At 71.1% G+C, this 26,853-nt stretch carries 17 protein-coding genes and 3 tRNA genes; 11 read left to right on the forward strand and 9 right to left on the reverse strand.

All coding sequences use genetic code 11. The features are described from left to right. Positions 1–7 precede the first annotated feature (7 nt). Both ACIO1C_RS08445 and ACIO1C_RS08450 read right to left on the reverse strand, forming a co-directional pair. Positions 8–1,504, reverse strand: a complete 1,497-nt coding sequence (locus ACIO1C_RS08445; protein WP_401860000.1) for an amino acid permease — start codon at positions 1,502–1,504, stop codon at positions 8–10. Positions 1,505–1,688: 184 nt separating this feature from the next. After that, positions 1,689–2,738, reverse strand: a complete 1,050-nt coding sequence (locus tag ACIO1C_RS08450) for a hypothetical protein (RefSeq protein WP_401859866.1) — start codon at positions 2,736–2,738, stop codon at positions 1,689–1,691. An 868-nt stretch (positions 2,739–3,606) separates the two neighbouring features. Here ACIO1C_RS08450 and ACIO1C_RS08455 point away from each other — a divergent pair. The 4 genes from ACIO1C_RS08455 to ACIO1C_RS08470 all read left to right on the forward strand — a co-directional run bounded on the left by ACIO1C_RS08455 (position 3,607) and on the right by ACIO1C_RS08470 (position 9,928). Beyond that, positions 3,607–4,929, forward strand: coding sequence for a deoxyguanosinetriphosphate triphosphohydrolase (locus ACIO1C_RS08455; RefSeq protein WP_401859868.1), 1,323 nt, complete (start codon positions 3,607–3,609; stop codon positions 4,927–4,929). Positions 4,930–5,053: 124 nt separating this feature from the next. Then, a complete protein-coding gene (locus ACIO1C_RS08460) occupies positions 5,054–6,340 on the forward strand; it encodes an NAD(P)/FAD-dependent oxidoreductase (protein ID WP_401859870.1) in 1,287 nt (428 codons plus the stop codon). Between the two features lie 113 nt (positions 6,341–6,453). Beyond that, positions 6,454–8,379 carry a DNA primase gene (gene dnaG, locus ACIO1C_RS08465; protein ID WP_401859872.1) on the forward strand — a complete coding sequence of 642 codons (1,926 nt, stop codon included), beginning with the start codon at positions 6,454–6,456 and terminating at the stop codon, positions 8,377–8,379. A gap of 334 nt (positions 8,380–8,713) precedes the next feature. Continuing rightward, entirely contained in the window at positions 8,714–9,928 is a 1,215-nt protein-coding gene (locus ACIO1C_RS08470; protein WP_401859874.1) for an RNA polymerase sigma factor, read from the forward strand. Positions 9,929–10,024: 96 nt separating this feature from the next. Here the strand turns inward: ACIO1C_RS08470 and ACIO1C_RS08475 are convergent, their stop codons facing one another. The 4 genes from ACIO1C_RS08475 to ACIO1C_RS08490 form a co-directional block, all read right to left on the reverse strand. After that, positions 10,025–11,956 carry an ABC transporter ATP-binding protein gene (locus tag ACIO1C_RS08475; protein WP_401859876.1) on the reverse strand — a complete coding sequence of 644 codons (1,932 nt, stop codon included), beginning with the start codon at positions 11,954–11,956 and terminating at the stop codon, positions 10,025–10,027. Then, complete coding sequence (locus ACIO1C_RS08480) at positions 11,956–13,689, reverse strand: ABC transporter ATP-binding protein (protein WP_401859878.1); 1,734 nt, start codon at positions 13,687–13,689, stop codon at positions 11,956–11,958. The genes ACIO1C_RS08475 and ACIO1C_RS08480 overlap by 1 nt, the downstream gene beginning before the upstream one ends. A gap of 240 nt (positions 13,690–13,929) precedes the next feature. Further along, a complete protein-coding gene (locus ACIO1C_RS08485; protein ID WP_401859879.1) occupies positions 13,930–15,375 on the reverse strand; it encodes an FGGY family carbohydrate kinase in 1,446 nt (481 codons plus the stop codon). Positions 15,376–15,516: 141 nt separating this feature from the next. Next, positions 15,517–15,846: a YtxH domain-containing protein gene (locus ACIO1C_RS08490; protein WP_401859881.1), complete on the reverse strand. Its 330-nt coding sequence runs from the start codon at positions 15,844–15,846 to the stop codon at positions 15,517–15,519. A 210-nt stretch (positions 15,847–16,056) separates the two neighbouring features. On the opposite strand from ACIO1C_RS08490, the gene ACIO1C_RS08495 reads away from it, so the two are divergent. The 4 genes from ACIO1C_RS08495 to ACIO1C_RS08510 all read left to right on the forward strand — a co-directional run bounded on the left by ACIO1C_RS08495 (position 16,057) and on the right by ACIO1C_RS08510 (position 17,821). Next, positions 16,057–16,129, forward strand: a tRNA-Asn gene (locus ACIO1C_RS08495). A gap of 5 nt (positions 16,130–16,134) precedes the next feature. Next, positions 16,135–16,207, forward strand: a tRNA-Asn gene (locus ACIO1C_RS08500). A gap of 167 nt (positions 16,208–16,374) precedes the next feature. Next, positions 16,375–16,448, forward strand: a tRNA-Ile gene (locus ACIO1C_RS08505). Positions 16,449–17,059: 611 nt separating this feature from the next. Next, positions 17,060–17,821, forward strand: coding sequence for a metallophosphoesterase family protein (locus ACIO1C_RS08510; RefSeq protein WP_401859883.1), 762 nt, complete (start codon positions 17,060–17,062; stop codon positions 17,819–17,821). Between the two features lie 165 nt (positions 17,822–17,986). Here ACIO1C_RS08510 and ACIO1C_RS08515 read toward each other — a convergent pair whose 3' ends face one another. Continuing rightward, positions 17,987–18,526: a hypothetical protein gene (locus ACIO1C_RS08515; RefSeq protein ID WP_401859885.1), complete on the reverse strand. Its 540-nt coding sequence runs from the start codon at positions 18,524–18,526 to the stop codon at positions 17,987–17,989. 83 nt (positions 18,527–18,609) lie between these two features. Here ACIO1C_RS08515 and ACIO1C_RS08520 point away from each other — a divergent pair, with 83 nt between their 5' ends. The 3 genes from ACIO1C_RS08520 (at position 18,610) to ACIO1C_RS08530 (ending at position 24,110) form a co-directional block, all read left to right on the forward strand. Then, entirely contained in the window at positions 18,610–19,632 is a 1,023-nt protein-coding gene (locus ACIO1C_RS08520; RefSeq protein ID WP_401859886.1) for an LLM class flavin-dependent oxidoreductase, read from the forward strand. 126 nt (positions 19,633–19,758) lie between these two features. Then, positions 19,759–20,613: a hypothetical protein gene (locus ACIO1C_RS08525; protein WP_401859888.1), complete on the forward strand. Its 855-nt coding sequence runs from the start codon at positions 19,759–19,761 to the stop codon at positions 20,611–20,613. Between the two features lie 365 nt (positions 20,614–20,978). Then, the gene (locus ACIO1C_RS08530) at positions 20,979–24,110 is read left to right on the forward strand and encodes a ThuA domain-containing protein (RefSeq protein WP_401859890.1); all 3,132 of its coding nucleotides are present in this window, start codon (positions 20,979–20,981) and stop codon (positions 24,108–24,110) included. Positions 24,111–24,159: 49 nt separating this feature from the next. Here the strand turns inward: ACIO1C_RS08530 and ACIO1C_RS08535 are convergent, their stop codons facing one another. Beyond that, positions 24,160–25,767 (reverse strand): GAF domain-containing protein, encoded by a 1,608-nt coding sequence (locus tag ACIO1C_RS08535; RefSeq protein WP_401859892.1) that lies wholly within the window; start codon positions 25,765–25,767, stop codon positions 24,160–24,162. Positions 25,768–25,784: 17 nt separating this feature from the next. Beyond that, positions 25,785–26,828, reverse strand: a complete 1,044-nt coding sequence (locus ACIO1C_RS08540; RefSeq protein ID WP_401859894.1) for a rod shape-determining protein — start codon at positions 26,826–26,828, stop codon at positions 25,785–25,787. Positions 26,829–26,853: the final 25 nt, after the last annotated feature.

Raw genomic sequence — 26,853 nt, forward strand, 5'->3', positions numbered from 1 at the left:
GCCCGCGTCAGACGATGTCCTCCATCTGCTGGATGTCCCGGGGCGAGTTGGAGTGGGTACGGGTCTCCTGGACGCGGCGCGCGAAGGGCCAGTAAGCCGTCGCCAGCAGCAGCGCCCCGGCCAGCGTCACCACGGCGTAGTTCATCGTGTCGATGGTGACGGGGTAGCTCTGCGGCAGGCAGAACAGGACTGTGCAGAAGGTCACCCAGACCACCGCGGTCCAGCCCACCAGGTTGCTCCAGCGGCCCAGGTGCCACGGGCCGCGAGTGAACCGCTCGGGGCGCACGAGCTTGAGGAAGACCGGGATGATGTACACCGGCGTGATCCCGACGACGCTGATCGCCGTGATCGCGCCGTACGCGGTTGTCGACCACAGCGACGGCAGGGTCAGCGCGAAGGCCGCGACGACCGTCATGCACACGGCCCAGTACGGCACCAGGGTGCGGCGGCTGATGCGGCGCCAGAGGTGCGAGAAGGGGAGTTCGCCGTCGCGGCTGACGGCGAAGACCATCCGCGAACCCGACGTGGTCACGGCGATCGTGCAGAAGAACATCGCGCCGATCACCAGGAGCAGCATCAGCGTCGCGCCGTCGGTGCCCAGCGCGTCGATGAGGATCTGGGCGGGCGGCACCCCGGTCTTGGTCGCCTGCGTGGCGGCGTAGTCCTGGATGGCGAACGTCAGGCCGGCCAGCAGGATGAACCCGCCGATCCACGACCACACGATGGACTTGATGATGCCGCGCGGCGCCGAGACGGCGGCCTGGGTGGTCTCCTCCGACAGGTGCGCGGAGGCGTCGTACCCGGTGAAGGTGTACATGGTCAGCAGCAGGCCGAGCGCGCACACGTACAGCGGGTTCGAGAAGCCCGTGTCGTTGACGAACTCACCGAACACGAAGCTGGGCGACTGGTGGCTGTCGGGCAGGATCCACAGCGTGCCGACGATCGTCACGATGCCGACGAGGTGCCACCACACGCTCAGGTCGTTGAAGAACGCGGCGATCCGCACCCCGCACAGGTTGATCGCCGCGACGGCTATCAGGATGACCGCGAGGATCAGCAGCGTCGAACCGGGTGTGGGTTCGTAGCCCGTCTGGAGACTGAGCAGCGCGCCGAGGAAGGCCGCGGCGCCGTAGCCGCTGCCCGCCAGGCCGCCCAGCATGCCGAGCAGGTTGATCCACCCGGTGTAGTACCCCCAGCGCGGTCCGCCGAGGATGCGCGCCATGTAGTACATGGCTCCCGAGGTGGGGTACGCGCTCGTCACCTCCGCCAGGGCCATCCCGATGATCAGGACCATGGCCCCGGCGCCGACCCAGCCCCACATCATGACGGCGGGGCCGCCGTGGCCCATGCCGTATCCGTAGAGGGTCATGCAACCGGTCAACACCGAGATGACGCTGAAGCTGATGGCGAAGTTCCCGAACGGGCCCATGCGCCGGGCCAGAACGGGCTGGTAGCCCAGCTCCTTGAGCCGCTGCGCGTCCGGTGTGTCGGCCCGGTCGCCGATCGCGGAGGTGCCGGAGGTGCCGGAGGTGGCAGTGGTGCCGGTGGGCGAACCGGTCGGTGAGGTGCCTGTCGAGGAAGACAACGGTCGTCCTTCTGCCGTGGTGGGGGATGGGGGGGCGGGGACGGGGGGTACGGGGACGGGCGGGGTACGGGGACGGGCGGGGTACGGGGACGGAGAGGCGCGCTCAGGTGGCCGGCCGGTGCCGGTGTCTGCCGAACCGCGCCGGGCTCCTGCGCGCGGTGGACTCGGCGACACTCAGACACTGGCTGCGGCAGCGCGCGATGTGATCGACGAGCGCGTCCTTGTCACCGGGGTCGGCGAGCCGGAACTGCCACGGACGCGGCGTGATGTGACGCCCCATCGCCTGGAACACCCTCCCCGCCTCCTTGTACTGCTGTCCGGCCCACAGCGCGTGTGCGAGGTAGTTGAGGTCCTGTACGGAACGCTCTGCCTCCGTACTGAGGGCGAACCATCCGTGGAAGGCGGACAGCGCGTCCTGGATCGCGTAGCTGTTCAGCCAGTGCATGTCGAGGGCTTCCCTGGGAAGCCGGAGCCACCGCTCGACCCGTACGTACACCGGCAGCATCAGCAGGGCCGCCGCCGCGGGCTGCTCCGCCCGGCTGAGCACCCACCGCGTGTAGCCGTCCGCGTGGCTGATCGCGGAGGCGTCGGGCCGGCAGAGCCAGTACTGGAGCATCCGGTGGTACGCCTCGCGGTTGTACGGGTCCAGGGCGTCCGCCCGCCGCAGCAGCCCCCAGGGTCCGGCCGGCAGCATGGGGTCGGAGGCCTTCACCCGGTGCTCGCCCGCCTGTTGGTCCTCGTCGATGACGGCGAGGGCCAGGAAGCAGGTCCAGGGCACGGGGTTGTCCAGCGCCGCGTGTACGGCGGTCCGGCAGGCGCCGAGGGCCGTGTGCCACAGGCTGTCCGCGTTCGGGTGCCGGCCCCGGAAGGCCCGGAGCGCCCGTTCGGACGCGACGCGGGCGAGCATCACCGTGGCGGTGGCGTCGGGTTCGTCGTCCGCCCAGGCCTCGACGACGTCGGTGCCGGCGGCGGACGCCGCGAGGACCTGGCTGCGGTACGTCCAGGTCGCCCAGGAGCGCGAGGTGTCCGTACGCGCGAGCAGCGTCCGCATGGACATCCACCGGCCGAACGCGACCTCCTCCAGGGCCACCCTCAACTCGGTGTCGGAGCCCGCGGGATGCATCACCGGGCGCCAGTCGCCTTCCGCCATCATCAGCCCCTCGCAACGCCGGTGCGACGGACGCGAGCGGCGGACACAGCGGTGGTACGGGGCACGCGGCCCACGGGGCGTATCGGCCGGGCACGGCGTATGAGGCGGCTCCGCCCCGTGGTCGGGGCACAGTGCCCGGCGCTCGTCTCCTGGCCGGGCGCGCCAAGAAAGTCATGGAGGACAGCGCTCGGGCCGGCCGCGGGACCGTGCGGGGAATGGCCGCGTAAATCCGTGTACAGAACGCCTTCCGGGAATTGGCCGGCGATGTGACGCGCCCCGTGCGGTGCCGCGGCCGACGTGCCGACTCCGGGCGAGCCGCCGACGGCGACCGCCGGAGCCACGCCCCCGGCGCGCGCCACTGACCCACCGTCCGCGCCCAACGCCTCGTCACAGGCCCGCGCCGACAACGGAGTCGGGGCATCCTTACTACGCGCCGCCCGGCTCAGCGGGCCCACGCCGTACCGCACGAGGGCGGAGAGTTCCCGGGGGGAGAGGCCTCGGGCCTGGCGCCGCTTCTGCGACGCGGCAGCGAACATCGTCTCCACAGATCCCCCCTTCCTCCACGGGACTTCCCCGTGAAGCGTGAGGCTTTCCGTTAAGCAGCCCCCACCGCGTAAGCAGCCCCCACCGCGGTCGATTGCACACTACACGGCGTGTTCGAGCCCTTACGGAATCTTTTCGCAAATTAAGAACCGCAACTCGGCCACAATGTGCGCACAATACGCACCACCGCATTGGGGAAATCCACTCACCATTCCATTTTCGCCCGGACCGTACAGGATCGGACCCTCCGGGCCCGTCCGGGACCCTCCGGGCGAAATGCGGTGGCCCGGGGGGATCCGCTGTCAGTCCCTCCGGTTACCTTCGATACATGGCAGGCACCACCGGTACGACCTCGTCCCACCCCCCGGCCCCCTCGTCCCCCTACAACAGCGCCGCCACCGAGCGCTGGGCCACGGAGCCCGACAAAAGGCCCGGCAGGACCGCGTTCCAGCGCGACCGCGCCCGCGTGCTGCACTCCGCCGCGCTGCGCCGCCTGGCGGGCAAGACCCAGGTGGTCACTCCGGGGACCCGTAACCAGGACTGGGACGCCAGCGCGCGCACGCGCCTCACGCACTCCCTGGAGTGCGCCCAGGTGGGCCGCGAGCTGGGCGCGGCCCTCGGCTGCGACCCGGACCTCGTCGAGACCGCCTGCCTGTCGCACGACATGGGCCACCCGCCCTTCGGCCACAACGGCGAGCAGGCCCTCAACGACTTCGCCAAGGACTGCGGCGGCTTCGAGGGGAACGCGCAGTCGCTGCGCCTGCTGACCCGGATCGAGCCCAAGCGGTTCGTCGTGTCCGAGGAGACGGGCGAGCCGGTCAGCGTCGGCCTCAACCTGACCAGGGCCGCCCTGGACGCCGCGACGAAGTACCCCTGGCCGCGCGGCGCCCACCCCACCGAGCCCGCCTCCGCCAAGTTCGGCGTGTACGAGGACGACCTGCCGGTCTTCGCCTGGGCCCGGGAGGGCGCCCCGGCGGGCCGCACGTGCTTCGAGGCGCAGGTCATGGACTGGTCCGACGACGTCGCCTACTCGGTCCACGACTTCGAGGACGGGCTGCACGCCGGCCACGTGGACCCGGCCGCGCTCTCCTCCGCGACCGAGCGCGACTCGATCTGGGCGGTCGCGATAGGCCGGTACGTCCCCGGGGACACCGACCCGGCCGAGCTGTCCGCCGCGCTGGACCGCCTCATGGGACAGCGCTGGTGGCCGCACGGCTACGACGGCTCGGCCGTCGCCCAGGGCCGCCTCAAGGACGCCACCAGCCAGCTCATCGGCCGCTTCTGCCTGGCCGCGGAGGGCGCCACCCGCGAGGCGTACGGCACGGGCCCGCTCACCCGGTACGGCGCCGAGCTGGTCGTCCCGCGCGAGGCGCGCCACGAGTGCGCGGTCCTCAAGGCGGTCGCCGACCGTTACGTCATGCAGCGGGCCGAGCAGGAGACCCTCCGCGCCGACCAGCGCATCGTCCTGGCCGAGCTGGCCGAGGCGCTCACGGCGGGCGCCCCGGAGGGGCTGGACCCGCAGTTCCGGGCGCTCTTCGACACGGCCGGGGACGACCGTGCCCGCAAGCGGGTGATCGTCGACCAGATCGCCTCCCTCACGGACGCGGCGGCCCGCTCCCTGCACAGCGGTCTCCACAGACGAACGCACTGACGGCGGCCGTCCCCGCCCCTCCGGGCCAGCCGTCCGCCGCACAGCACCGGCGCGCCCCCTCTTCCCCCATTACGCTCCGTACGGGACGCTCGCAGATGGCGGCTGAGCAAAAAGGAGGCACCAAGTGGTCGACGCACATCGGACATTTGTCATCGTCGGCGGCGGGCTCGCCGCGGCGAAGGCCGCGGAGACCCTCCGGGCGGAGGGCTTCACCGGCCGGGTGATCCTGATCGGCGACGAGCGCGACCATCCCTATGAGCGCCCACCCCTCTCCAAGGGCTACCTGATCGGCAAGGACGAGCGCGACAGCGTCTTCGTGCACGAGCCCGCCTGGTACGCGCGGTCCCAGGTCGAGCTCCACCTGGGCCAGACGGTCACGTCGATCGACCGCAGCACCCGCTGCGTACACCTCGGCGACGGCACCTCCGTGCACTACGACAAGCTGCTGCTGGCCACCGGCTCGGAACCGCGCCGCCTCGACGTCCCCGGTACGGATCTGGCGGGCGTCCACCACCTGCGCCGCCTCGCCCACTCCGACCGGCTGCGCCAGGTGCTGTCCGCCCTGGGCCGGGACAACGGCCACCTCGTCATCGCAGGCGCCGGCTGGATCGGCCTGGAGGTCGCCGCGGCGGCCCGGGGGTACGGCGCCGAGGTCACCGTCGTCGAGTCCGCGGCCACCCCGCTGCACCAGGTCATCGGCCCCGAGCTGGGCCAGCTCTTCACCGACCTGCACCGCGAGCACGGAGTCCGCTTCCACTTCGGGGTACGGCTCACCGAGATCGTCGGCCAGGACGGCATGGTCCTGGCGGCCCGTACGGACGACGGCGAGGAGCACCCGGCCCACGACGTGCTCGCCGCGATCGGGGCCGCCCCCCGGGTCTCCCTCGCCGAGGCGGCCGGTCTCACCCTCGCCGACCGCGCCACCGGCGGCGGCATCGCCGTGGACGCCTCGCTGCGTACCTCGGACCCGGACATCTTCGCGGCCGGGGACGTGGCCGCGTTCCCGCTCTCCGGCTGGGGCGAGGGCCTGCCCGTCGACCGGGTGCGCGTCGAGCACTGGGCCAACGCCCTGAACGGCGGGCCCGCCGCCGCCCGGGCGATGCTCGGCCAGGACGTGACGTACGACCGGATCCCGTACTTCTTCTCCGACCAGTACGACCTGGGCCTGGAGTACTCGGGCTGGGCGCCCCCGGGCTCGTACGACCAGGTGGTGGTCAGGGGCGACGCGGGAAAGCGCGAGTTCATCGCCTTCTGGACCAAGGACGGCCGGGTGCTCGCGGGGATGAACGTCAACGTGTGGGACGTCACCGAGGACATCCAGCGCCTGATCCGCTCCGGCGCCCGGCTGGACCCGGAGGCGCTCGCCGACCCGTCGGTGCCGCTCGCCTCGCTGGCCGCCGACGGCACCTGACGATTCCGGTGTCCTGACCCCGACGACTCCGAGGGTCCTGACCCGACCGCTCCGAGGGTCCTCCCCCGACCGCGCTGTCCGCCGATGTCGTAGCGCCACCGTAGAATCCACGCGTGGCCGGCAGGATCAACGATGACGACGTGAAGGCGGTTCGGGACGCGGTCCCGATCGACGCCGTCGTGTCCGAGTACCTCCAATTGCGCAGCGCGGGCGGCGGAAACCTGAAAGGGCTCTGCCCCTTCCACGACGAGAAGTCCCCCTCCTTCCAGGTCAGTCCGAGCAAGGGTCTCTTCCACTGCTTCGGCTGCCAGGAGGGCGGGGACACCATCGCCTTCGTGATGAAGCTCGACCACCTCTCCTTCTCCGAGACGGTCGAGCGGCTCGCCGCCCAGGCGGGCATCACGCTGCGGTACGAGGAAGGCGGCTACAACCCGGCGAGCCAGCGCGGCGAGCGCACGCGCCTGGTGGAGGCCCACAAGGCGGCCGCGCTGTTCTACGCCGAGCAGCTGTCGGGCGCCGAGGCCGAGATCGGCCGGAAGTTCCTCGCCGAGCGCGGCTTCGACCAGGCGGCGGCCGAGCACTTCGGCGTCGGGTACAGCCCGGTCGGCTGGGACCACCTCACGAGCCATCTGCGCGGCAAGGGCTTCTCCGACAAGGAACTGCTGCTCTCCGGTCTCTCCCAGGACGGCCGCCGCGGCCCGATCGACCGCTTCCGCGGCCGGCTGATGTGGCCCATCAGGGACATCTCCGGAGAGGTCGTCGGCTTCGGCGCGCGCAAACTGCGCGACGACGACAACGGCCCGAAGTACCTCAACACCCCCGAGACCGCGATCTACAAGAAGTCCCAGGTCCTGTACGGCGTCGACCTGGCCAAGAAGGACATCGCCAAGGCCAGCAGGGCCGTGGTGGTGGAGGGGTACACGGACGTGATGGCCTGCCACCTGGCCGGCGTCACCACCGCCATCGCCACTTGCGGCACCGCCTTCGGCGCCGACCACATCAAGATCCTCAGACGGCTGCTGATGGACAACGGCAGCGCGCGCGTGATCTTCACCTTCGACGGGGACGCGGCGGGCCAGAAGGCCGCGCTGCGCGCCTTCGAGGACGACCAGAAGTTCGCCGCCGAGACGTACATCGCCATCGCCCCCGACAACATGGACCCGTGCGACCTGCGCCTCGCCAAGGGCGACGAAGCGGTCCAGGACCTGGTCGAACCGCGCACGCCGCTCTTCGAGTTCGCGATCCGCCAGATCGTCTCGCGCTACGCGCTGGAGACCCCGGCGGGGCGCGCCGCCGCCCTGGACGAGGCGGCGCCGATCGTGGCCCGGATCAAGAACGGCGCGTCGCAGCACGAGGTCGCGGTCCAGCTCGCCGGCATCCTCGGCATCCTGGACACCCAGTTCGTGGTCAAGCGGGTCGCACAGGTGGCGCGTTGGGCACGCGACCGGGGCGGGCGCGGCCCCGCGGCGCCCCCCGAGCGCGGCTCCCGGCGCAACGACCCGCAGGGGTCCCACGGCGCCCAGGGCACGGCGGGCCGCGGCCCCTCGGGCCCCGCGCTCAACCTCCGCAGCCCCGCCCACCGCACCGAACGCGAGCTGCTCAAGCTCGCCCTCCAGCGGCCGGAGCTGGTCTCCCCGGCCTTCGACGCGTACGGCGGCGACGAGTTCACCGCCCAGCCGTACGCGGCCGTGCGCCGCGCCATCGAGGACGCGGGCGGGGCCGAACAGGGTGTCGGCGCCGCCTTCGAGTACCTGGCCCGGGTCCGCGACGCCGCGCCCAACGACGCGGTGCGCGCCATGGTCACGGAGCTGGCGGTCGAGGTCTTCCACGGCAAGACGATCGACGAGACCTACGCGGGGGAGCAGCTCGTCCAGGTCCGGCTGCGCGCGGTCGACCTGCGGATCCGCGACGTCACGGGCACCCTGACCCGCCTCGGCACCCACTCGGACCCGGAGCACTACGCCGCCGTACAGAACGAGTTGTGGGTGCTCCAGCAGTACGGCCAGTCCCTGCGCAACCAGGGCGCGGCCGCGCTCTGACGAGTGCGGCGGCGCCCTGACCGGCCCGGCCGCCCTCCGACCTGGCCCGCCCGCCACCACGCGCCCCGCCCGCCGCCCGGACGACACCCTTCCGTAACGGCCCAGTCACGCACGGGACTCAGAAAAACCCCGCACGCCCCTCGTGGCGGCGATGTGTCGTACCCCACACTGGTTGCGGTGCCTGAGTCCCCGGGGCGCGGCCGGCCCACGCACGTCGGGTGCCGCACCCCCCGCGGATCCGCTCATCGTGTACGGGACGGATGCGGCCCGGCCGTTTGCGTCCCGCTGCCGCACGCCCCCGAACCGGCAGTGATCACCCTGGAGGTCGCCCCCCGTGCAGACCCAGACCCAGTCCGTGAGCCCGGCCTTGACGCTGACCAAAGACCTCACGGCCTACCTGACCGAACAACCGGCTGCCTCACCGGCCGTCTCGGCCCTCTCACCGGCCGTCCCGGCCCAGACCCGCGCCGCGCACCACCCCGAGGTGCTCCGCCCACTCCACCCGCACCACCCCGACGTCCTCCACCTCACCAGGGGGAAGCCCGACGCCGAAGGCCGGGTGGCCGTCGTCGAGACCCTCATCGAGGATCCCGTGGACGACGTGCCCGAGCCCCGCCGGGGCAGCCGCGCCGACAGCGGCCCCACCTCCGACCTGTTCCGCCAGTACCTGCGCGAGATCGGCCGCATCCCGCTGCTCACCGCCGCCGAGGAGGTCGAACTGGCCCGCCGTGTCGAGGCCGGCCTCTTCGCCGAGGAGAAGCTCGGCACCGCCACCGACCTGGACTCCCGCCTCGCCCTGGACCTCGACCGCCTCGTGGTCATGGGCCGGATGGCCAAGCGCCGGCTGATCGAGGCCAACCTGCGCCTCGTGGTCTCCGTCGCCAAGCGCTACATCGGCCGCGGCCTGACCATGCTCGACCTCGTCCAGGAGGGCAACCTCGGGCTGATCAGGGCCGTCGAGAAGTTCGACTACGCCCGCGGCTTCAAGTTCTCGACGTACGCGACCTGGTGGATCCGCCAGGCCATGTCCCGGGCGCTGGCCGACCAGGCCCGTACCATCCGGGTCCCCGTCCATGTGGTCGAGCTGATCAACCGGGTCGTCCGCGTCCAGCGCCGGCTGCTCCAGGAGCGGGGTTACGAGCCCACCGCCGAGGAGGTCGCGGCCCAGCTGGACGTCTCGCCCGAGCGTGTCGGCGAAGTGCTGCGCCTCGCCCAGGAGCCCATCTCCCTGCACACCCCGGTGGGCGAGGAGGACGAGGTGGCGCTCGGCGACCTGATCGAGGACGGCGACGCCGCGTCCCCCGTCGAATCCGCCGCCTTCCTGCTGCTGCGCCAGCACCTGAACGCGGTCCTCTCCACCCTCGGCGAGCGCGAACGCAAGGTCGTACAGCTGCGGTACGGACTGGACGACGGCCGGCCCCGCACCCTGGAGGAGATCGGCAGCATCTTCGGCGTCACGCGGGAACGCATACGCCAGATAGAGGCGAAGACCCTCGGCAAACTGCGCAACCACACGTACGCGGATCAGCTGCGCGGCTACCTGGACTGACGGCGGCGCCGCACCCCGTGAACCCGGGTGCGGCGCCGCACAGGCAGGAACTCTCCCGCCTCGGTCGACTGACACGTACTCCCGCCTCAGTCGACCTCAGTCGACCTCGGCGACCGCCTGCGCGAACTGCGAGGCGTAGAGGCGTGCGTAGGCGCCCTCCGCCGCGAGGAGTTCCTCGTGGGTGCCCTGTTCGACGATGGAGCCGTTCTCCATGACGAGGATGACGTCGGCGTCGCGGATGGTGGAGAGCCGGTGCGCGATCACGAAGCTCGTACGGCCGTGGGCCAGGCGTGCCATCGCCCGCTGGATGAGGACCTCGGTGCGGGTGTCGACCGAGCTGGTCGCCTCGTCCAGCACCAGGATCACCGGGTCGGACAGGAACGCCCGCGCGATGGTGATCAGTTGCTTCTCACCGGCGCTGACGCCCGTACCGTCGTCATCGATGACGGTGTCGTACCCGTCGGGCAGGGTACGGACGAACCGGTCGGCGTGCGCGGCCCGCGCCGCCTCCTCGACCTCCTCACGCGTGACCTCACGTGAGGACCCGTACGCGATGTTGTCCGCGATGCTCCCGCCGAACAGCCACGTGTCCTGGAGGACCATCCCTATCCCGGAGCGCAGCTGCTCCCGGGACATGCGCGCCACGTCCATCCCGTCCAGCGTGATCCGGCCGCCCGTGACCTCGTAGAACCGCATCAGCAGGTTCACCAGGGTCGTCTTGCCCGCGCCCGTCGGCCCCACGATCGCCACCGTCTGACCCGGCTCCACCGACAGCGACAGATCCTCGATCAGCGGCTTCTCGGGGTCGTACCGGAAGGACACGTGCTCCAGCGCCACCCGGCCCTGCGACTCCTTCCGCAGCCGCTCCACCGCCGGGGAGTCGGGCTCCTGCTCCGGCGCGTCCAGCAGGTCGAAGATGCGCTCGGCCGAGGCGACCCCGGACTGCACCAGGTTCGCCATCGACGCGACCTGCGTCAGCGGCATCGAGAACTGCCGGGAGTACTGGATGAACGCCTGTACGTCACCGATCGACAGGGTGCCGGAGGCGACCCGCAGCCCGCCGACGACCGCGATCAGCACATAGTTCAGGTTCGAGATGAAGAGCATCAGTGGCTGCATGATCCCGCTGTTGAACTGCGCCTTGAACCCGGCCTCGTACAGCTTGTCGTTCTCCGCGCGGAACGCCTCCGCGGACTCCTCGGCCCGCCCGAAGACCTTCACCAGCGCGTGCCCGGTGTACATCTCCTCGATGTGCGCGTTCAGCGTGCCCGTGACCTTCCACTGCTGCACGAAGTGCGGCTGCGACCGCTTGCCGATCCTCGTCGCCACGAAGATCGACACCGGTACGGTCACCAGCGCCACCAGGGCCAGCAGCGGCGAGATCCAGAACATCATCCCCAGCACGCCGACGATCGTCAGCACCGAGTTGATCAGCTGCCCCATCGTCTGCTGCATGGTCTGCGAGATGTTGTCGACGTCGTTCGTCGCCCGGCTGAGCACCTCACCGCGCGGCTGCTGGTCGAAGTACGAGAGCGGCAGCCGCGACATCTTCGCCTGCACCTCCTCGCGCATCCGGAACACCGTGCCGTTGATCACCCGGATCGAGAGGCGCGTGGACACCAGCATGAGCAGCCCGGCGCCCAGGTAGATCAGCAGCGTCACGAGCAGCACTTCGCCGATCGCGTCGAAGTCGATGCCGTGCCCCGGGGTGAAGTTCACCCCCGAGAGCAGGTCGGCCAGCCCGTTGTCGCCCTTGTCCCGCAGCGAGTCGATGGCCTGCGCCTTGGTGGTGCCCTCCCGCATCTGCCCGCCGACGACCCCCGCGAAGATCAGGTCGGTGGCCCGGCCCAGGATCTTGGGCCCGGTCACCGAGAAGGCGACGCTCAGCACCCCGGCGCCGAGCATCCACCAGAGGGTGGTCCTCTCCACGGTGAGCAGCCTCAGCAGCCGCTTGCTCGATCCCTTGAAGTCCATGGACCGCTGCGTCGGGCCCGCGGCCATCATCATGCGTCCGCCAGGACCGCTCATCAGGCAGCCTCCGCCTCGGTCAGCTGGGAGAGAACGATCTCCCGGTATGTCTCGTTGCCCGCCATCAGCTCGTGGTGCCGGCCGCTGCCGACCACCCGGCCCTCGTCCAGGACGATGATCCGGTCCGCGTCCCGGATGGTGGACACCCGCTGGGCGACGATCACCACCGTCGCCTCCGCGGTCTCCCGCGCGAGCGCGCGCCGCAGCGCCGCGTCCGTCGCGTAGTCCAGCGCTGAGAACGAGTCGTCGAACAGGTATATCTCCGGGCGCTGCACCAGCGTCCTGGCGATGGCCAGCCGTTGGCGCTGCCCGCCGGAGACGTTTGTACCGCCCTGGGATATCGCGGCGTTCAGCCCGCCCTCCAGCGCGGAGACGAACTCCTTGGCCTGGGCCACCTCCAGCGCGTGCCACAGCTCCTCGTCGGTCGCGTCGGGCTTGCCGTACCGGAGATTGGTCGCGACCGTCCCCGAGAAGAGGTACGGCTTCTGCGGGACCAGGCTCACCGTCTTCGCCAACAGCGCCGGATCGAGCCCGCGTACGTCCTGACCGTCCACGAGCACCTCCCCGCCGGTGGTGTCGATCAGCCTCGGGACCAGGCTCAGCAGCGTCGACTTGCCGCTGCCCGTCGACCCGATGACCGCCGTCGTCTCGCCGGGGCGTGCCACCAGCGAGACGTCCCTCAGTACGGGCTCCTCGGCCCCGGGGAAGCGGAACTCCCCGCTCCGTACCTCCAGATGACCATGCCGCCGCAGCTCCGTCACGGGAGCCTCCGGCGGTACGACGCTGGACCGCGTGTCCAGCACCTCCTCGATGCGCTCCGCGCAGACCTCGGCGCGCGGCACCATCATGAACATGAAGGTGGCCATCATCACGGCCATCACGATCTGCATCAGGTACGCGAGGAACGCGGTCAGCGCGCCGATCTGCATCCCGCCGCTCTCGATGCGGTGCGCCCCGAACCAGACGACGGCGATCGACGAGACGTTGACGACGGTCATCACCGTCGGGAACATCAGCGCCATCAGCCGGCCGGTCGACAGCGCGACGTCGGTCAGCTCGGTGTTGGCGCCCCCGAAGCGCTTCTTCTCGTAGTCGTCCCGGACGAACGCCCTGATCACACGGTTGCCGGTGATCTGCTCGCGCAGGATCCTGTTCACCGAGTCCAACCGGGTCTGCATGGTGCGGAAGAGCGGCCGCATCTTCTTGACGATGAGGCTCACCGAGATCCCGAGCACCGGGACGACGGCCAGCAGCACGGACGACAGCGGCACGTCCTGGCCGAGCGCCATGATGATGCCCCCGACACACATGATGGGCGCCGACACCATCAGCGTGAACGACATCAGCGTCAGCATCTGGACCTGCTGCACGTCATTGGTGGTACGGGTGATCAGCGACGGGGCCCCGAACTGCCCCACCTCGCGGGCGGAGAAGCTCTGCACCCGCCCGAAGATCGCGGCCCGGACGTCCCTGCCGAGCGCGGAGGCGGTACGGGCGCCGTAGTAGACCGCGCCGATGTTGCAGATCACCTGGCCCACGCTGACGGCGATCATGATCCCGCCGAAGCGCAGGATGTAGCCCGAATCCCCCTTCACGACACCGTTGTCGATGATGTCCGCGTTGAGTGTGGGCAGGTAGAGGGTGGCGACGGTCTGGAGCAGCTGGAGCGCGACCAGCAGACCTATCGCTCTTTTGTACGGGGCGAGATGGGCACGGAGGAGTCGTAGCAGCACGCGGAGTCTCTCGGGGTCGGCAAGATCGAGGGTCGGACCCATCTTGCGACACCCGGGCGGCGGAACCCCATGGGTTTACGCCCAAGGCCGGGTCAAGAAGCGCGCTGTACTGGGCGTGCGGCGCGCGGGGCGGCGCCGAGTGTGCGCTGTCTCACACCTGGAGGCGCCCGGCGCCGGTCACGTACAAGAGCGGCCCCGCGACCTCCGTACAAGAGCGGCCTCGCTGCTTCCGTACTTCCGTCACATCCCGGGGCCGAACGCCCCCGGATGGATCTGCTCACGCGTCGCCGCGTACTGCTGCCGTACGGCCGTCCCGACCGCCGCGTCCTCGCCCGGCTCGAAGACCTGCGCCGCCGCGCCCTGCCAGAGCGGCGGGGTGCGCGGGTCGAGCGTCCCCCGCGAGACCCCCAGCGCCCAGGCCGCCTGACGGGCCGCGCCGAGCGCGGTGTAGTCGGCGGGCTGCGGTACGACCACCTGCGCCCCGAAGATCGCCGGAGCGGCGGCCTGTACGGCGGGCAGCTCGGCCGCCGCGCCGAGCAGGAACACCCGCCGGACCTCCACCCCGCGCCCGCGCAGCACGTCCATCGCGTCGGCGAGCGAGCAGAGCATGCCCTCGAAGGCGGCCCGCGCCAGGTGTTCCGGCTTCATCGACTCGCGGCGCAGGCCGGTCAGCGTGCCCGCGGTGTGCGGCAGCTGGGGGGTCCGCTCGCCCTCCAGGTACGGGAGCATCACCAGCCCGGAGGCGCCGGGCGTCGACTTGAGCGCCAGGGCGGACAGCTCCGCGAGGTCGCCGGCGCCCACCATCTCCGCCGTACCCCGCAGGGCCCGTACGGCATTGAGCGTGTGGACGACCGGGAGGTGCATCCCCGTGGCGTCCGCGAACGACGTGATCATCCCGGACGGATCGGCCAGCGCCTCGTGGTGGACGGCCATCACCGACCCCGAGGCCCCGAGCGATACAACCGCGTCCCCGACCCCGACGCCCAGGCCGAAGGCGGCGGCCATGGTCTCGCCGGTGCCGGCGGAGATCAGCAGCCCCTCCGGGGTGGTGCCGGCGGAGTCGGCGGGGCCGAGCACCTCGGGCAGGGCGGCCTGATGGCCCAGCGCCAGCTCCACCAGATCGGGGCGGTACGCACCGGTCCGCGCCGACCAGTAGCCGGTCCCGGAGGCGGCCCCCCGGTCGGTGGTCCTGCGCGCGGGCCGGCCCAGGAGCTGCCAGACGAGCCAGTCGTGCGGCTGGAGGACCAGCGCGGTCCGCTGCGCCGCCTCGGGCTCGGCCCGCGCCATCCAGCGGAGCTTGGAGATCAGCTGCGCGTGCTGCGGTACGGAGCCGACGGCCTCGGCCCACGCCTGCCGGCCGCCGAGGGCGTCGACCAGGTCCGCGGCGGCGACCTGGGCGCGCTTGTCCTTGCCGAGCAGGGCGGGCCGTACGAGATTCCCCTGCCGGTCCAGCGCGACCATGCCGTGCTGCTGCGCGGCCACGCCGATGGCCTGGACCCCCTCCAGCAACCCGCCGGACGCGGCCTCGCCGAGCGACAGCAACCAGGCCTGCGGATCGACCTCGGTGGCCTTGGGTTCGACGGGATGCGCCGCGAAACCCTGGCGCAGCACGGCGCCCGTGTCCGCGTCACAGACGACGATGCGTGTGAACCCGGACGAACTGTCCAACCCGGCGACTATTCCCATGGCACCCGATTCTGCCCCACGCGCACCGCCGGGGACGATCCCGGGACGTGCCGGGTATCAGGGGGCGGCCGGCGGACCGCCCCGTCCCCCGCCGACGGGGCCCACGGGCAGGGCCCACCGGCAGGGCTACCCCTTCTCCCCTCAGGTGGCGCTGCTGCCCCAGTCGTCCTGCCCGCTCCCGTTCGCGCGGCCGTTCTGGCTGCGCTCCCGGAGCGAGCGCACGCGCGAGGCGACGGAGCCGGGCATCTTGTCCCCGACCTTGTCGCCGACGACGGCGCTGACCGAGTGGTACGCCTTGCCCGCGTACTCCCGCCCGACCGTGCTCGCGGTCTCGGCGGCGTTGCGTACGGCCGGGTTCTGCGACACCTGACGTGCCGACTTCTTGAGCTGCTCGTAGCGCTCGCGCCCGGCCCGCGTGCCGATCACGTACCCGAAAGCCACTCCAGCGATGAACGTGAGGCGGTACCGCATGGCTGCCACCCTTCCCTAGCGTCAAAGTCCCCAGCGTCGGACCGTTGGGCCCTGTCTACCGCGTACCCCGCCAGGACCGGGCATCACCCGACGTGACCCCGGGGATACCGATTGGCGGAGCACCCCCCTGCTTGCGCTAATGTATGTGTCGCAGCGAACGTGCGCCGCCCGGGACGCCCGGGGTAGGTGCGTTCGGTGCAAACGCAGCAATCCCCTGTAGCTCAATTGGCAGAGCAGCCGGCTGTTAACCGGCAGGTTACTGGTTCGAGTCCAGTCGGGGGAGCGCGATCCCCTGTAGCTCAATTGGCAGAGCATTCGGCTGTTAACCGGAGGGTTGCTGGTTCGAGTCCAGCCGGGGGAGCAGCGAAGAAAAAGGACCCTTTGGGGTCCTTTTTCGTTTCCCCGGAACCGCCCGGCGCGGGGCGCGGTCCTCAAGGTCAGGCGTTGCCGACCATCCGAGGCAGGAGATCGTATGAGCGGCTATGCTGCGGCTGACGGGCGCGCACAAATGTGCGCGACGCGCCGTAAGGGGCGGTAGCTCAGCCGGTTAGAGCAGCGGACTCATAATCCGTCGGCCGTGGGTTCGAGTCCCACCCGCCCCACCGAGGCGCTTCGCAGCAGGATCGTTTTGACGTGCGGTTACCAGGATGCACACGTCGGGACGCTCCCCCGCAGACGACACGCCGAAGATCCTTTTATCGCCCCCCGCAAGGCCGAGGGGGCATCACGGCCCCGCTCCCCGGACGAGGCTCTGTCCGCACAGGACAATCGAACTGACGGTATGCAAGGGCCTGAGGCACCCTCACCGGTGGAGGCGGCCGGTCCCGGGTCCCAGAACCGTCGCGACCGTCGCGCGCCGTCGGTATCCGTTGGAGGAGGCGAGGGGGAGTGGGTACTGGCTGGCGCTGGGCTTCGACGCGGTCGAAGCGTGGAACGGCCCATGGAGTTCGGACGCGCCTGGCAGGCGGGCAATGAGGCGGCCCTGGCCGAATGGGGCGGCGCCCTGGCGGCGAGTCGGCGTTCGTCCGCGTGGAGGTCCGGGACGCGGAGGGGCGGATGGCGGCGCTCAGTAATCCGATCGTCCTGACCTGAGGGCCGGAGGTCGGCTTGGTGGGGGTCGGCTTGGCGGGGACGGTTTGTGGTCGCCGCCACTGAGCTACGCGTCGGGCGAACGATCCTGCCTCCTGCGTGTCTTCGTCCCACAGTGGTGACCATGCTGAACCGCGTAGCTGTCCTGTCCGACATTCACGGAGTCCTGCCGGCCCTGGAGGCCGTGCTCGCCGAGGCGGAGGTGCGGGCCGCCGATCGCATCGTGCTCACCGGGGACATCGCGGCCGGTCCGCAACCGGCACAGGTTCTCGACCTGTTGACCGGTCTCGGGGGCCGGGTCGTCTGGATCAGCGGCAACGCCGACCGTGAACTCGTCGAGTACCGCGGGGGGCTGCGCCGCTCGATCCCCGATCCGATCGCCCCCTGGGCGGCCGAGCAGCTTCGAGACGACCACCTCGACCTTCTGGGCTCGTTGCCACGGTCGCTCTCCCTGTCCGTGCGCGGCCTGGGGAAGGTGCTGTTCTGCCACGCCACCCCCCGTGACGACGAAGAGGTCGTCCTGGTCGACTCCCGGCTCGACCGCTGGAAGGAGGTCTTCGGCGGACTCGATCCCGACCTCCGCACCGTGGTCTGCGGCCACACCCACATGCCCTTCGTCCGCCTCGCGCACGGCCGCCTTGTCGTCAATCCCGGCAGCGTCGGCATGCCGTACGGAAGAGCCGGAGCGCACTGGGCCGTGCTGGGGCCGGGCGTCGACCTGCGCACCACGGTCTTCGACGTCGAGGCCGCCGCCGCCCAGGTCGCCCGGGACTCCGCGTACCCCGAAATCGCCGCGTGGGCCGACTACTTCCTGCACGCTCGCGCAACCGACGAGGACGCGCTCGAAGCGTTCGGCCCCCGGGACGGACGGACGCCGGGCGCGTAGAAGGGCGGGCGTCCTGGTGGCGGCCACAACAGCATGACGGAGGGGTACGGCCGCCCGTACTCCGCGATGCGGGAGTACCTGACCGCGCCGGACTCCGCCGCCGAGCCGGTGCCCGCCCAGGGTCGCGTGGTCCCGCGTCATCGCGGCAGCGGCGGATGTTGATCGTCAGGGCTGTCGACGCGCTGACCTGAGCTCGTACACATCCTGGGCGTCGCCGCACCATATTCCGGTGGCGGGCCAGGTGTCCGAGGTGAAACGGCCGCCGGTGTACACCCGGGCCGCCCCCTCGTGCTTGAGCCACTCGCCGTGGCAGACGTAGTCGTCGATGCCCTTGTCGTCCTTGTCGCGGATCACGTTGATGCCGTAGTCCAGCAGCTCCTGGTCGATGGTCTTGACGTAGTCGTGGATGGCCGCCTCGGCACTGGCCTCGGTGGCGTTCGGGACGATGAGATCCACGCTGCCGGTCCGGAACCTCTCGATCTTGTTCGCCACGGTGTAGGCGGGCACTTCGGGCGCGTCCACCGTGGGTGCGTCCTCCGTGGGCGCGTCCACCGTCGGCGTGCTCACCGTGGGCGTGCCCACCGCCCTGTCCGCTCGGCCGGTGCCGCATGCGGTGAGTACGGCGAGGAGCAGGCCGGCTGTGACGGTGGCCGTGGTGCGGGTGCGCAAGGTCCCCCCAAGGACGTGGAGTGCTGAGGGGTGCATGATCGCGCATCTTCCGGCGTGTCGCGATGGGATCCGTTACTTGATTGAGGAATCAACTAAACGGGTGCGTTGTTCTCACCGACATGAAGCGCATCGGTTTTCTGTCTTTCGGGCACTGGTCCGACACCAGGCACTCACAGGCCAGGACGGCGGCGGACTCGCTGCTCCAAGCGATCGACCTCGCCGTCGCGGCCGAGGAGCTCGGGGCCGACGGCGCCTACTTCCGCGTCCATCACTTCGCGCGGCAGATGGCCTCGCCGTTTCCGTTGCTGGCCGCCATTGGCGCCAGGACGTCGCGGATCGAGATCGGCACCGGTGTGATCGACATGCGGTACGAGAACCCCCTCTACATGGCCGAGGACGCCGGCTCCGCCGACCTCATCTCCGGCGGCCGGCTCCAGCTCGGCATCAGCCGGGGATCCCCGGAGCAGGTCATCGACGGCTGGCGCTACTTCGGCTACGCGCCCAGTGGCGACGACACCGAGGCCGACATGGCGCGGAAGCACACCGAGGTGCTGCTGTCCGTCCTGGAGGGCAAGGGCTTCGCGCAGCCGAACCCGCGGCCTATGTTCGCCAACCCGCCGGGTCTCCTGCGCGTCGAGCCGCACTCGGAGGGCCTCCAGGAGCGCATCTGGTGGGGCGCCGCGTCCAACGCCACCGCGGAGTGGGCGGCCAAGCTCGGCATGAATCTGATGAGCTCGACCCTCAAGAACGACGAGGGCGGCGCGCCCTTCCACGTACAGCAGGCCGCGCAGATCCGCGCCTTCCGTGAGGCGTGGGCGAAGGCGGGCTGGGAGCGTGAACCGCGCGTCTCCGTGTCGCGCAGCGTCTTCGCGCTCACCACGGACCAGGACCAGGCGTACTTCGGCCGCGACGGGGACAGCGCCGACCAGATCGGCAACATCGACGCGACCACGCGCGCGATCTTCGGCCGTACCTATGCCGCCGAGCCCGACGTCCTGGTGAAGCAGCTCGCCGAGGACGAGGCGATCGCCGAGGCCGACACGCTGCTGCTGACCGTGCCCAACCAGCTCGGCGTCGACTACAACAGCCACGTCCTGGAGAACATCCTGACCCACGTGGCACCCGCGCTCGGCTGGCGCTGACACCTCTCGGCCGGCGCTGACACCTATGGCGGTGCGGGCCGGAAGCCGTAAGGTCTGCCGGGAGCAAGCGGCCCCGTTCCGGCGTGTACGGGCGGGGCCGGCCGCACCCCGAGACCGGACCGACCCATGCGCCCCGTGAACCAGCCCCGCCTCCTCTACGTCACCGACCTCGCCTACGAGGCCAAGGGGCGCCGCTACTGCGACGAGGACATCCGGCTGTCGTCCCGGCTGCGGAGCGACTTCGACCTCGCGCTCTGCCACCCGCTCGACGCCGTACGGCTCATGGGGTCCTTCGACGCGGTCGTCGTGCGCAACAGCGGGCCCGTGCTGCACTACCAGGCGCAGTACGACCTCTTCCGCGAGCGCGCGACGGCGGACGGCGTCCTGGTGTACAACCCGCTGACCGGGCGCGCCGACATGACCGGCAAGCGGTATCTCGTGGACCTGAGCGCCGCCGGGTATCCCGTCATCCCGACCGTCGACCGCGCCGAGGACCTCGGCCGGCTGCCCGCCGCCCCCGCCTACGTGGTCAAGCCCGAGGCGGGCGCGGACTCCATAGGCATGGAGATCGTCCCCGCGGAGCGGCTCGCGGAGATCGCCTTCGGCGGCGTACTGGTGCAGCCGCTGATCCCGTTCCGCTACGAGGTCTCGTTCTACTTCGTGGACCACGACTTCCAGTACGCGCTCCACGCGCCGGACCCCGCGCGGCGCTGGGAGCTGGTGCCGTACGACGCCACCGCCGACGATCTCGCCTTCGCGCGGCGCTTCGTCGAGTGGAACACCCTGGAGCACGGGATCCAGCGGGTCGACGCCTGCCGCGCCCCCGGCGGGGAGCTGCTGCTGGTGGAGTTGGAGGATCTCAACCCGTATCTCTCCCTGGAGTCGGTGGACCCCGGCACCCAGGACATGTTTGTCGCGCGGATGACGGCCTCTCTGCACGATCTGCTGCGGAGCCGCTGGCCGCTAGCCGCTAGCCGCTAGCCGGCGGCCAGCGGCCGGGGTCGCGACCGCGACCGGGGCCGAAGCCGGTAGCCCGAGCCGGCAGCCCGCGGACTTTGTCTTCGTTTGCTCACTCCCCATTCCGTCGCGCCCGCGATCGGCATGCCCGCAGGTCCGGGCCCCCAGGGGCCAACTTGGCCGGATTCGGGGGTCGTTCGGTGGCCGGTCCGGGATTTTGATACGTCCTTGACAAATTAATTCCACGTTGCCAGCATGCAAACGCCTACCGCGGAACCAGGGCTCCCGACACCCCCACCGACGGACCCCTGCCCCACCCGTAGCACGGCGCGACGGCGCGCGCCTTGCCTGACGCATGTCCCCCCACCGCAAGTCAGGAAGGAAGCACGATGCCAGTACGGCCCCCCGTGTGGTCCAGACTTCTTGTCGCCCTCACCCTCGCGCTCAGCGGCTCGGTCGCCGTCGGCGCCACCGCGACCGCCCACCCCACCGACCCCGCCGCGGACATCCCCGCCGCCGACTACCAGCAAGTCCAACTCGCCACCGGAGCAGCCGAATTGGGCGAAGCGATGTCGCTCGCCGTGCTGCCGGACCGGTCGGTCGTCCACACCGCCAGGGACGGTACGGTCCGGCTCACCGACGCCGAGGGCAACACCAAGGTCGCGGGCAAGCTCGACACGTACACCCATGACGAGGAAGGTCTCCAAGGCGTCGCGGCCGACCCCGGGTTCGCGGACAACCGCTTCCTCTACCTCTACTACTCGCCCAAGCTGGACACCCCCGCCGGGGACGCCCCGGTGACCGGCACCGCCGCCGACTTCGCCCCGTTCAAAGGGCACTTGAACCTCTCGCGGTTCACCCTCAAGGCCGACGGCACCCTCGACACGGCCAGCGAGAAGGTCGTCCTCGAAGTCGCCAACGACCGGGGCCAGTGCTGCCACGTCGGCGGTGACATCGACTTCGACGCGCAGGGCAACCTCTACCTCTCGACCGGCGACGACACCAACCCCTTCGAGTCCCAGGGGTACGCGCCGCTCGACGAACGGGCCGACCGCAACCCGCAGTTCGACGCCCAGCGCTCCTCCGGGAACACCAACGACCTGCGCGGCAAGGTCCTGCGGATCAAGCCCACCGCCGACGGCGGCTACACCGTGCCCGAGGGAAACCTCTTCGCACCGGGCACCGCGGACACCCGCCCCGAGATCTACGCGATGGGCTTCCGCAACCCCTTCCGGATATCCGTCGACAAGCCCACCGGCACCGTCTACGTCGGCGACTACGGCCCCGACGCCGGCGTCACCGACGCGGCGCGCGGGCCCAGCGGCCAGGTCGAGTTCGACCGCCTGACCGGACCCGGTAACTACGGGTGGCCGTACTGCACGGGGACGAACACCGCCGCGGAGACGTATAGCGAGTACACCTTCCCCAGCGGCCCCTCGGGCGCGAAGTACGACTGCGCGGGCGGCCCCGCCAACAACTCCCCGCACAACACCGGCCTCGACAAGCTGCCCGCCCCCAAGGCCGCCTGGATCAAGTACGGCGGTGACGCGGGCTCCCCGCCCGAGTTCGGCGGCGGCTCCGAGTCCCCGATGGGCGGGCCCGTATACAACTTCGACGCCGGTCTCGACTCGGACGTGAAGTTCCCCGAGTCCCTGGACGGCCGCTTCTTCGCCGCCGAGTACGGCCGCAAGTGGATCAAGCCGATCGAGGTCCACGCCGACGGCTCCCCGGGAACCATCGACACCTTCCCGTGGACCGGTACGCAGGTCATGGACCAGGCCTTCGGCCTCGACGGCGCGCTGTACGTCCTCGACTACGGCACCGGCTCCGGCAACCAGGCGCTCTACCGCGTCGAGTACCTCGGCGGCAGCAACCGCAACCCGGTCGCCAAGGCCGCCGCCGACAAGACCTCCGGGCAGGCGCCGCTCGCCGTCGCCTTCTCCTCGGCGGGCAGCTCCGACCCCGAGAGCGGCGCGCTCACCTACGCCTGGGACTTCGGCGACGGCGCCACGTCCACGGACGCCAACCCGAGCCACACGTACACGGAAACAGGCACCTTCCGGCCCACGCTCACAGTCAAGGACCCGGAGGGGCTCACGGGCACCGCGAGCCTCGTGGTGACCGTCGGCAACACCGCCCCCACCGTCAAGCTCGTCGCCCCCACCGACGGCGAGCTGTTCTCCTTCGGCGACACCGTGCCGTTCTCCGTCGAGGGCAGTGACCCCGAGGACGGCCCGATCGACTGCGCCAAGGTCAAGGTGACCTACCTGCTGGGGCACGACAGCCACCAGCACCAGATCACCTCCGCCGACGGCTGCACCGGGTCCCTCGTGGTCCCGGCCGACGGCGAGCACGACAGCGCCGCCAACCTGTACGGGGTCTTCGACGCCGAGTACACCGACGCGGGCGGCCTGACCGCGCACAGCCAGAGCATCCTCCAGCCCCGGCACCGGCAGGCGGAGCACTTCTCGGCGCAGAACGGCCTTGAGGTCGCGGCCCACGGCGGCGCCGAGGGCGGCAACACCGTCGGCTTCACCGACGACGGCGACTGGATCTCCTTCGAGCCGTACGCGCTCGACAACGCTTCCACGTTCACCGCCCGGGTCTCCTCCGGCGGGGTCGGCGGGACGATCGAGGTACGGGCCGGGTCGGCCACCGGCACCCTGCTGGGCACGGCGACGGTCGCCCCGACCGGCGGCTGGGACAACTTCGCCGACGTGACGGCGGACCTCACCGACGCACCTTCCGGATCTACGGAGTTGTTCCTCGTCTTCAAGGGCCCGACGGGCCAGGGGAACCTCTTCGACGTGGACGCCTTCACGTTCACGACGACGGCGACCACCGAAGCCGATCCGTACCAGGTGCTCGTCTTCTCCAAGACGGCCGGATTCCGGCACGACTCGATCCCCGCGGGGATCGCGGCGATCCAGACCCTCGGCGAGGGAAACGCCTTCACCGTCACCGCCACCGAGGACGGCGCGGCCTTCACCCCGGAGAACCTCGCCGGGTACGAGGCCGTGGTGTTCCTGTCCACGACCGGCGACATGCTCACCGACACCCAGGAGGACGCGCTCCAGGGGTACGTCGACGGGGGAGGCGGCTATGTGGGCGTCCACGCGGCCGCCGACGCCGAGTACGAGTCGCCCGCGTACGGGAAACTCGTCGGCGCCTGGTTCAAGAGCCACCCGGCGATCCAGCAGGCGACCGTCAAGAACGAGGACAGGACCCATCCCGCGACCTCGCACCTCGGCGCCACCTGGTCCCGTACCGACGAGTGGTACAACTACCGCACCAATCCGCGCGCGGACGTCACGGTGCTCCAGAGCCTGGACGAAAGCACGTACAGCGGCGGGGAGATGAGCGGCGACCACCCCATCACCTGGTACCACCCGCAGGGTGAGGGCCGCTCCTTCTACACCGGACTCGGCCACACCCAGGAGTCGTACGCCGATCCCCTCTTCCAGCGGCTGCTGCTGGGCGGGATCCAGTACGCGGCGGGAGAGGCGCCCCTGAAGAACTGACCCGCACACGCTCCAGGGACCGTCAGCCTTGAACGGAGGCGGACGGTCCCTACAGCGTGTCCGTCCGCGCCGCCTGCCACGTCACCGTCGTGCCGCCGCCCGCCCCGTCCTCGCGCTCGCCGTTGTCGGTCACCAGCAGCCGTACGCCCCCGTGCCCGTCCGGCAGCCGGACCGTCGCGTCCACCTCCACCTCCATCGCCGTCATCCCCTCCCGCCGGTGCGCCGCCGCCAGCGCGCCGCGCAGCGCCGCCAGGAGCCGCCGGCCCACCGCCTCGTTCACGAGTGTGTCCACCGCGCCCGTGAAGCGCACGGACGGCCGGAAGCCGAAGAGGGCCGCCGCGCCGTCCGTCTCGCGCAGCACACTGCCCCGGACGCTGGTCGGCGCGTCGGCGGGCGGCTGCTGGAGCGCGAAGATCGCGGTCCGTACCTCCTGGATCGTCGAGTCCAGCTCGTCCACCGCCCGCCCGAGCAGCTCGTCCAGCTCGGTGGTCGCCGCGCGCCGCCGCGTCGACTCCAGCATCATCTCGGTGGCGAACAGCCGCTGGACCACCAGATCGTGCAGGTCACGGGCGATCCGGTCGCGGTCCTCGTACACGGCGAGCTGCTCCCGGTTGTGCTGGGCGTCCGCCAGCACCAGCGCGAGCGCCGCCTGCGAGGCGAACTGGGTCGCCAGCAGCTTGTCCTCCGCCGTGTACGGGCGTCCGCCCCGGCGGCGCGGCAGGGCGAGCGTGCCGATCAGCTTCCCGCCGCTCTGGAGCGGCAGCATCATGCTCGGCCCGAAGCGCGAGCGCACATGGGTGGTCATCCGGGGGTCGGTCGCCGAGTCCTCTATGAACACCGGCTCACCGCCGAGCAGTTGGACCAGCACGGGCGCGCCGGGCGCGATGGTCGTACCGAGAATGCCCGCCGGATCGTTGTCCGTCGACGCCGTGACGATCTCCATGCCGCCCTCTGGGGTCGGCAGGAGCACCACCCCGGCGTCGGCGTCGGCGAGCGCGCGGGCCGACTCGGCCACCGTCATCAGGGCGTCGGCCGCGCTCTCGCCGGTCAGCAGGGCGGTGGTGACGGCGGCGGCCCCCTCGATCCACCGTTCGCGCTGCCGGGCCGTCCCGTACAGCCGCGCGTTGCCGATCGCGATCCCCGCCTGCGCGGCCAGCACCTGGAGCAGCGCCTGGTCCTCCTCCGTGAAGGGACCGCTCTCCTTCGCCGTCAGGCACAGGCTGCCGAAGATCTCGGTGTCCACCTGGATGGAGACCCCGAGGAACCTGCGGTGCTCCGGATCCGAGTGCGGCACCCAGATCGCACGCGGATCGGTCGCCATGTCGTCCAGCCGCAGCGGACGCGGATCCCGGAACAGCACGCCCAGCAGGCCGGCACTGCCGCCCGGGATCCGCAGGACGCTCTCGTGTTCCGCGGGGCTCAGGCCGGCCGAGAACAGGTCCGCGAGCGTGCCGGCGCCGGGGTCCGCCACCGCCAGGAGCCCGTACCGCGCCCCGATCAGCTCCGTGGCGGTGGCGACGATGTGCTGGAGCGTCGCGCCCAGTTCGAGATCCGTGCCGATGCCCAGCACCGCTTCCAGCAGCATGGGCAGCCGGGGCATCGACTCCACGGGGTCGGTGTCCCTGGCGGTCCCCCCGCCCTCGCCACCCTCACTCATCGCAGCGTCGTTCCACCTCAGTGGGCGTTGGCCAACGGGTTCAGGACCATCGGCTGGATCTTGCCCTCCAGCATCGCGCCGAGGCCCAGCACCGCGCAAATGTCGGGGCGCTCGGCGATGGCGACCGGCATGCCGGTGGCGTCCCTGAGCATCTGGTCGAGGCCAGGCAGCAGGGCGCTGCCGCCCACCATCATGATCCCCCGGTCGGCGAGGTCGGCCACCAGATCGGGCGGGCAGTCGCGCAGCACCTTGCCGATGCCGTCGACCACGGCGGTCAGCGGGGAGTAGATCGCGTCCCGTACGGCGGCGGTGTCGACCAGCACCGAGCGGGCGATGCCGGTGGCGACGTCCCGGCCGTGGATCTCGGTGGAGGTGGGTCCGTCCGGGCTGAGCCCGTTGCCGCTGAGCGCCAGCTGGAGCGGGCGTACGGACTGGCTGGGCAGCATCAGCTCGTGCTGGTGGCGCAGGTGCTGGATCACCGCGTGGTCGATGGCGTTGCCGCCGACGGGGATCCGCTGGGCGGTGACGATCGCGCCCAGCGAGAGCACCGCGATCTGGGTGGTCGCCGCGCCGCACACCATGATCATGGTGGCGGTGGGCTGCTCCACGGGCAGTCCGCAGCCGACGGCCGCCGCGATGAGGGTGTCGACCAGCTCGACCCGGCGCGCGCCGAGGCCGACGAGCGTCTCCACGGCCGCGCGCTGGGCCAGCGGGTCGCTGTCGTGCGGGGTGGACGCGGCGGCGCGCAGCCGGGGCTTGCGGCGCAGCTGGCGGCGGAGTTTGTCGCCGAGGAGGTGGCGGAGCATCCGCTGGGCCATCTCGACGTCGACGACGGTGCCGCCCCGTACGGGACGCATCACCCGGATGTAGTCGGGGGTACGGCCGGTCATCTGCTCGGCGAGCGCGCCGACGGCGATGAGAGCGCCGGTGCGGGTGTTCACCGCGGCGACGCTCGGCTCGTCCACGACGAGCCCGGCTCCCTTCACGAAGACCCGGGTCCTCGCGGCCCCCAGGTCGACGGCGATGTGGCAACGGCGCAACTGCTCAAGACTGACGGTCACCGCGGGATCTCCCGAGAGCGCTGAT

Origin of the sequence: Streptomyces sp. NPDC087420, from assembly GCF_044744165.1 — a bacterium.
In the GTDB taxonomy this organism is placed as follows: Bacteria; Actinomycetota; Actinomycetes; order Streptomycetales; family Streptomycetaceae; genus Streptomyces.

Coding starts and splice junctions, on each gene's coding strand:
- ACIO1C_RS08450 (WP_401859866.1), bottom strand. CDS start 2,738: ATGATGGCGGAAGGCGACTGGCGCCCGGTGATGCATCCCGCGGGCTCC.
- ACIO1C_RS08455 (WP_401859868.1), top strand. CDS start 3,607: ATGGCAGGCACCACCGGTACGACCTCGTCCCACCCCCCGGCCCCCTCG.
- ACIO1C_RS08475 (WP_401859876.1), bottom strand. CDS start 11,956: ATGAGCGGTCCTGGCGGACGCATGATGATGGCCGCGGGCCCGACGCAG.
- ACIO1C_RS08485 (WP_401859879.1), bottom strand. CDS start 15,375: ATGGGAATAGTCGCCGGGTTGGACAGTTCGTCCGGGTTCACACGCATC.
- ACIO1C_RS08490 (WP_401859881.1), bottom strand. CDS start 15,846: ATGCGGTACCGCCTCACGTTCATCGCTGGAGTGGCTTTCGGGTACGTG.
- ACIO1C_RS08510 (WP_401859883.1), top strand. CDS start 17,060: ATGCTGAACCGCGTAGCTGTCCTGTCCGACATTCACGGAGTCCTGCCG.
- ACIO1C_RS08515 (WP_401859885.1), bottom strand. CDS start 18,526: ATGCACCCCTCAGCACTCCACGTCCTTGGGGGGACCTTGCGCACCCGC.
- ACIO1C_RS08520 (WP_401859886.1), top strand. CDS start 18,610: ATGAAGCGCATCGGTTTTCTGTCTTTCGGGCACTGGTCCGACACCAGG.
- ACIO1C_RS08525 (WP_401859888.1), top strand. CDS start 19,759: ATGCGCCCCGTGAACCAGCCCCGCCTCCTCTACGTCACCGACCTCGCC.
- ACIO1C_RS08530 (WP_401859890.1), top strand. CDS start 20,979: ATGCCAGTACGGCCCCCCGTGTGGTCCAGACTTCTTGTCGCCCTCACC.
- ACIO1C_RS08535 (WP_401859892.1), bottom strand. CDS start 25,767: ATGAGTGAGGGTGGCGAGGGCGGGGGGACCGCCAGGGACACCGACCCC.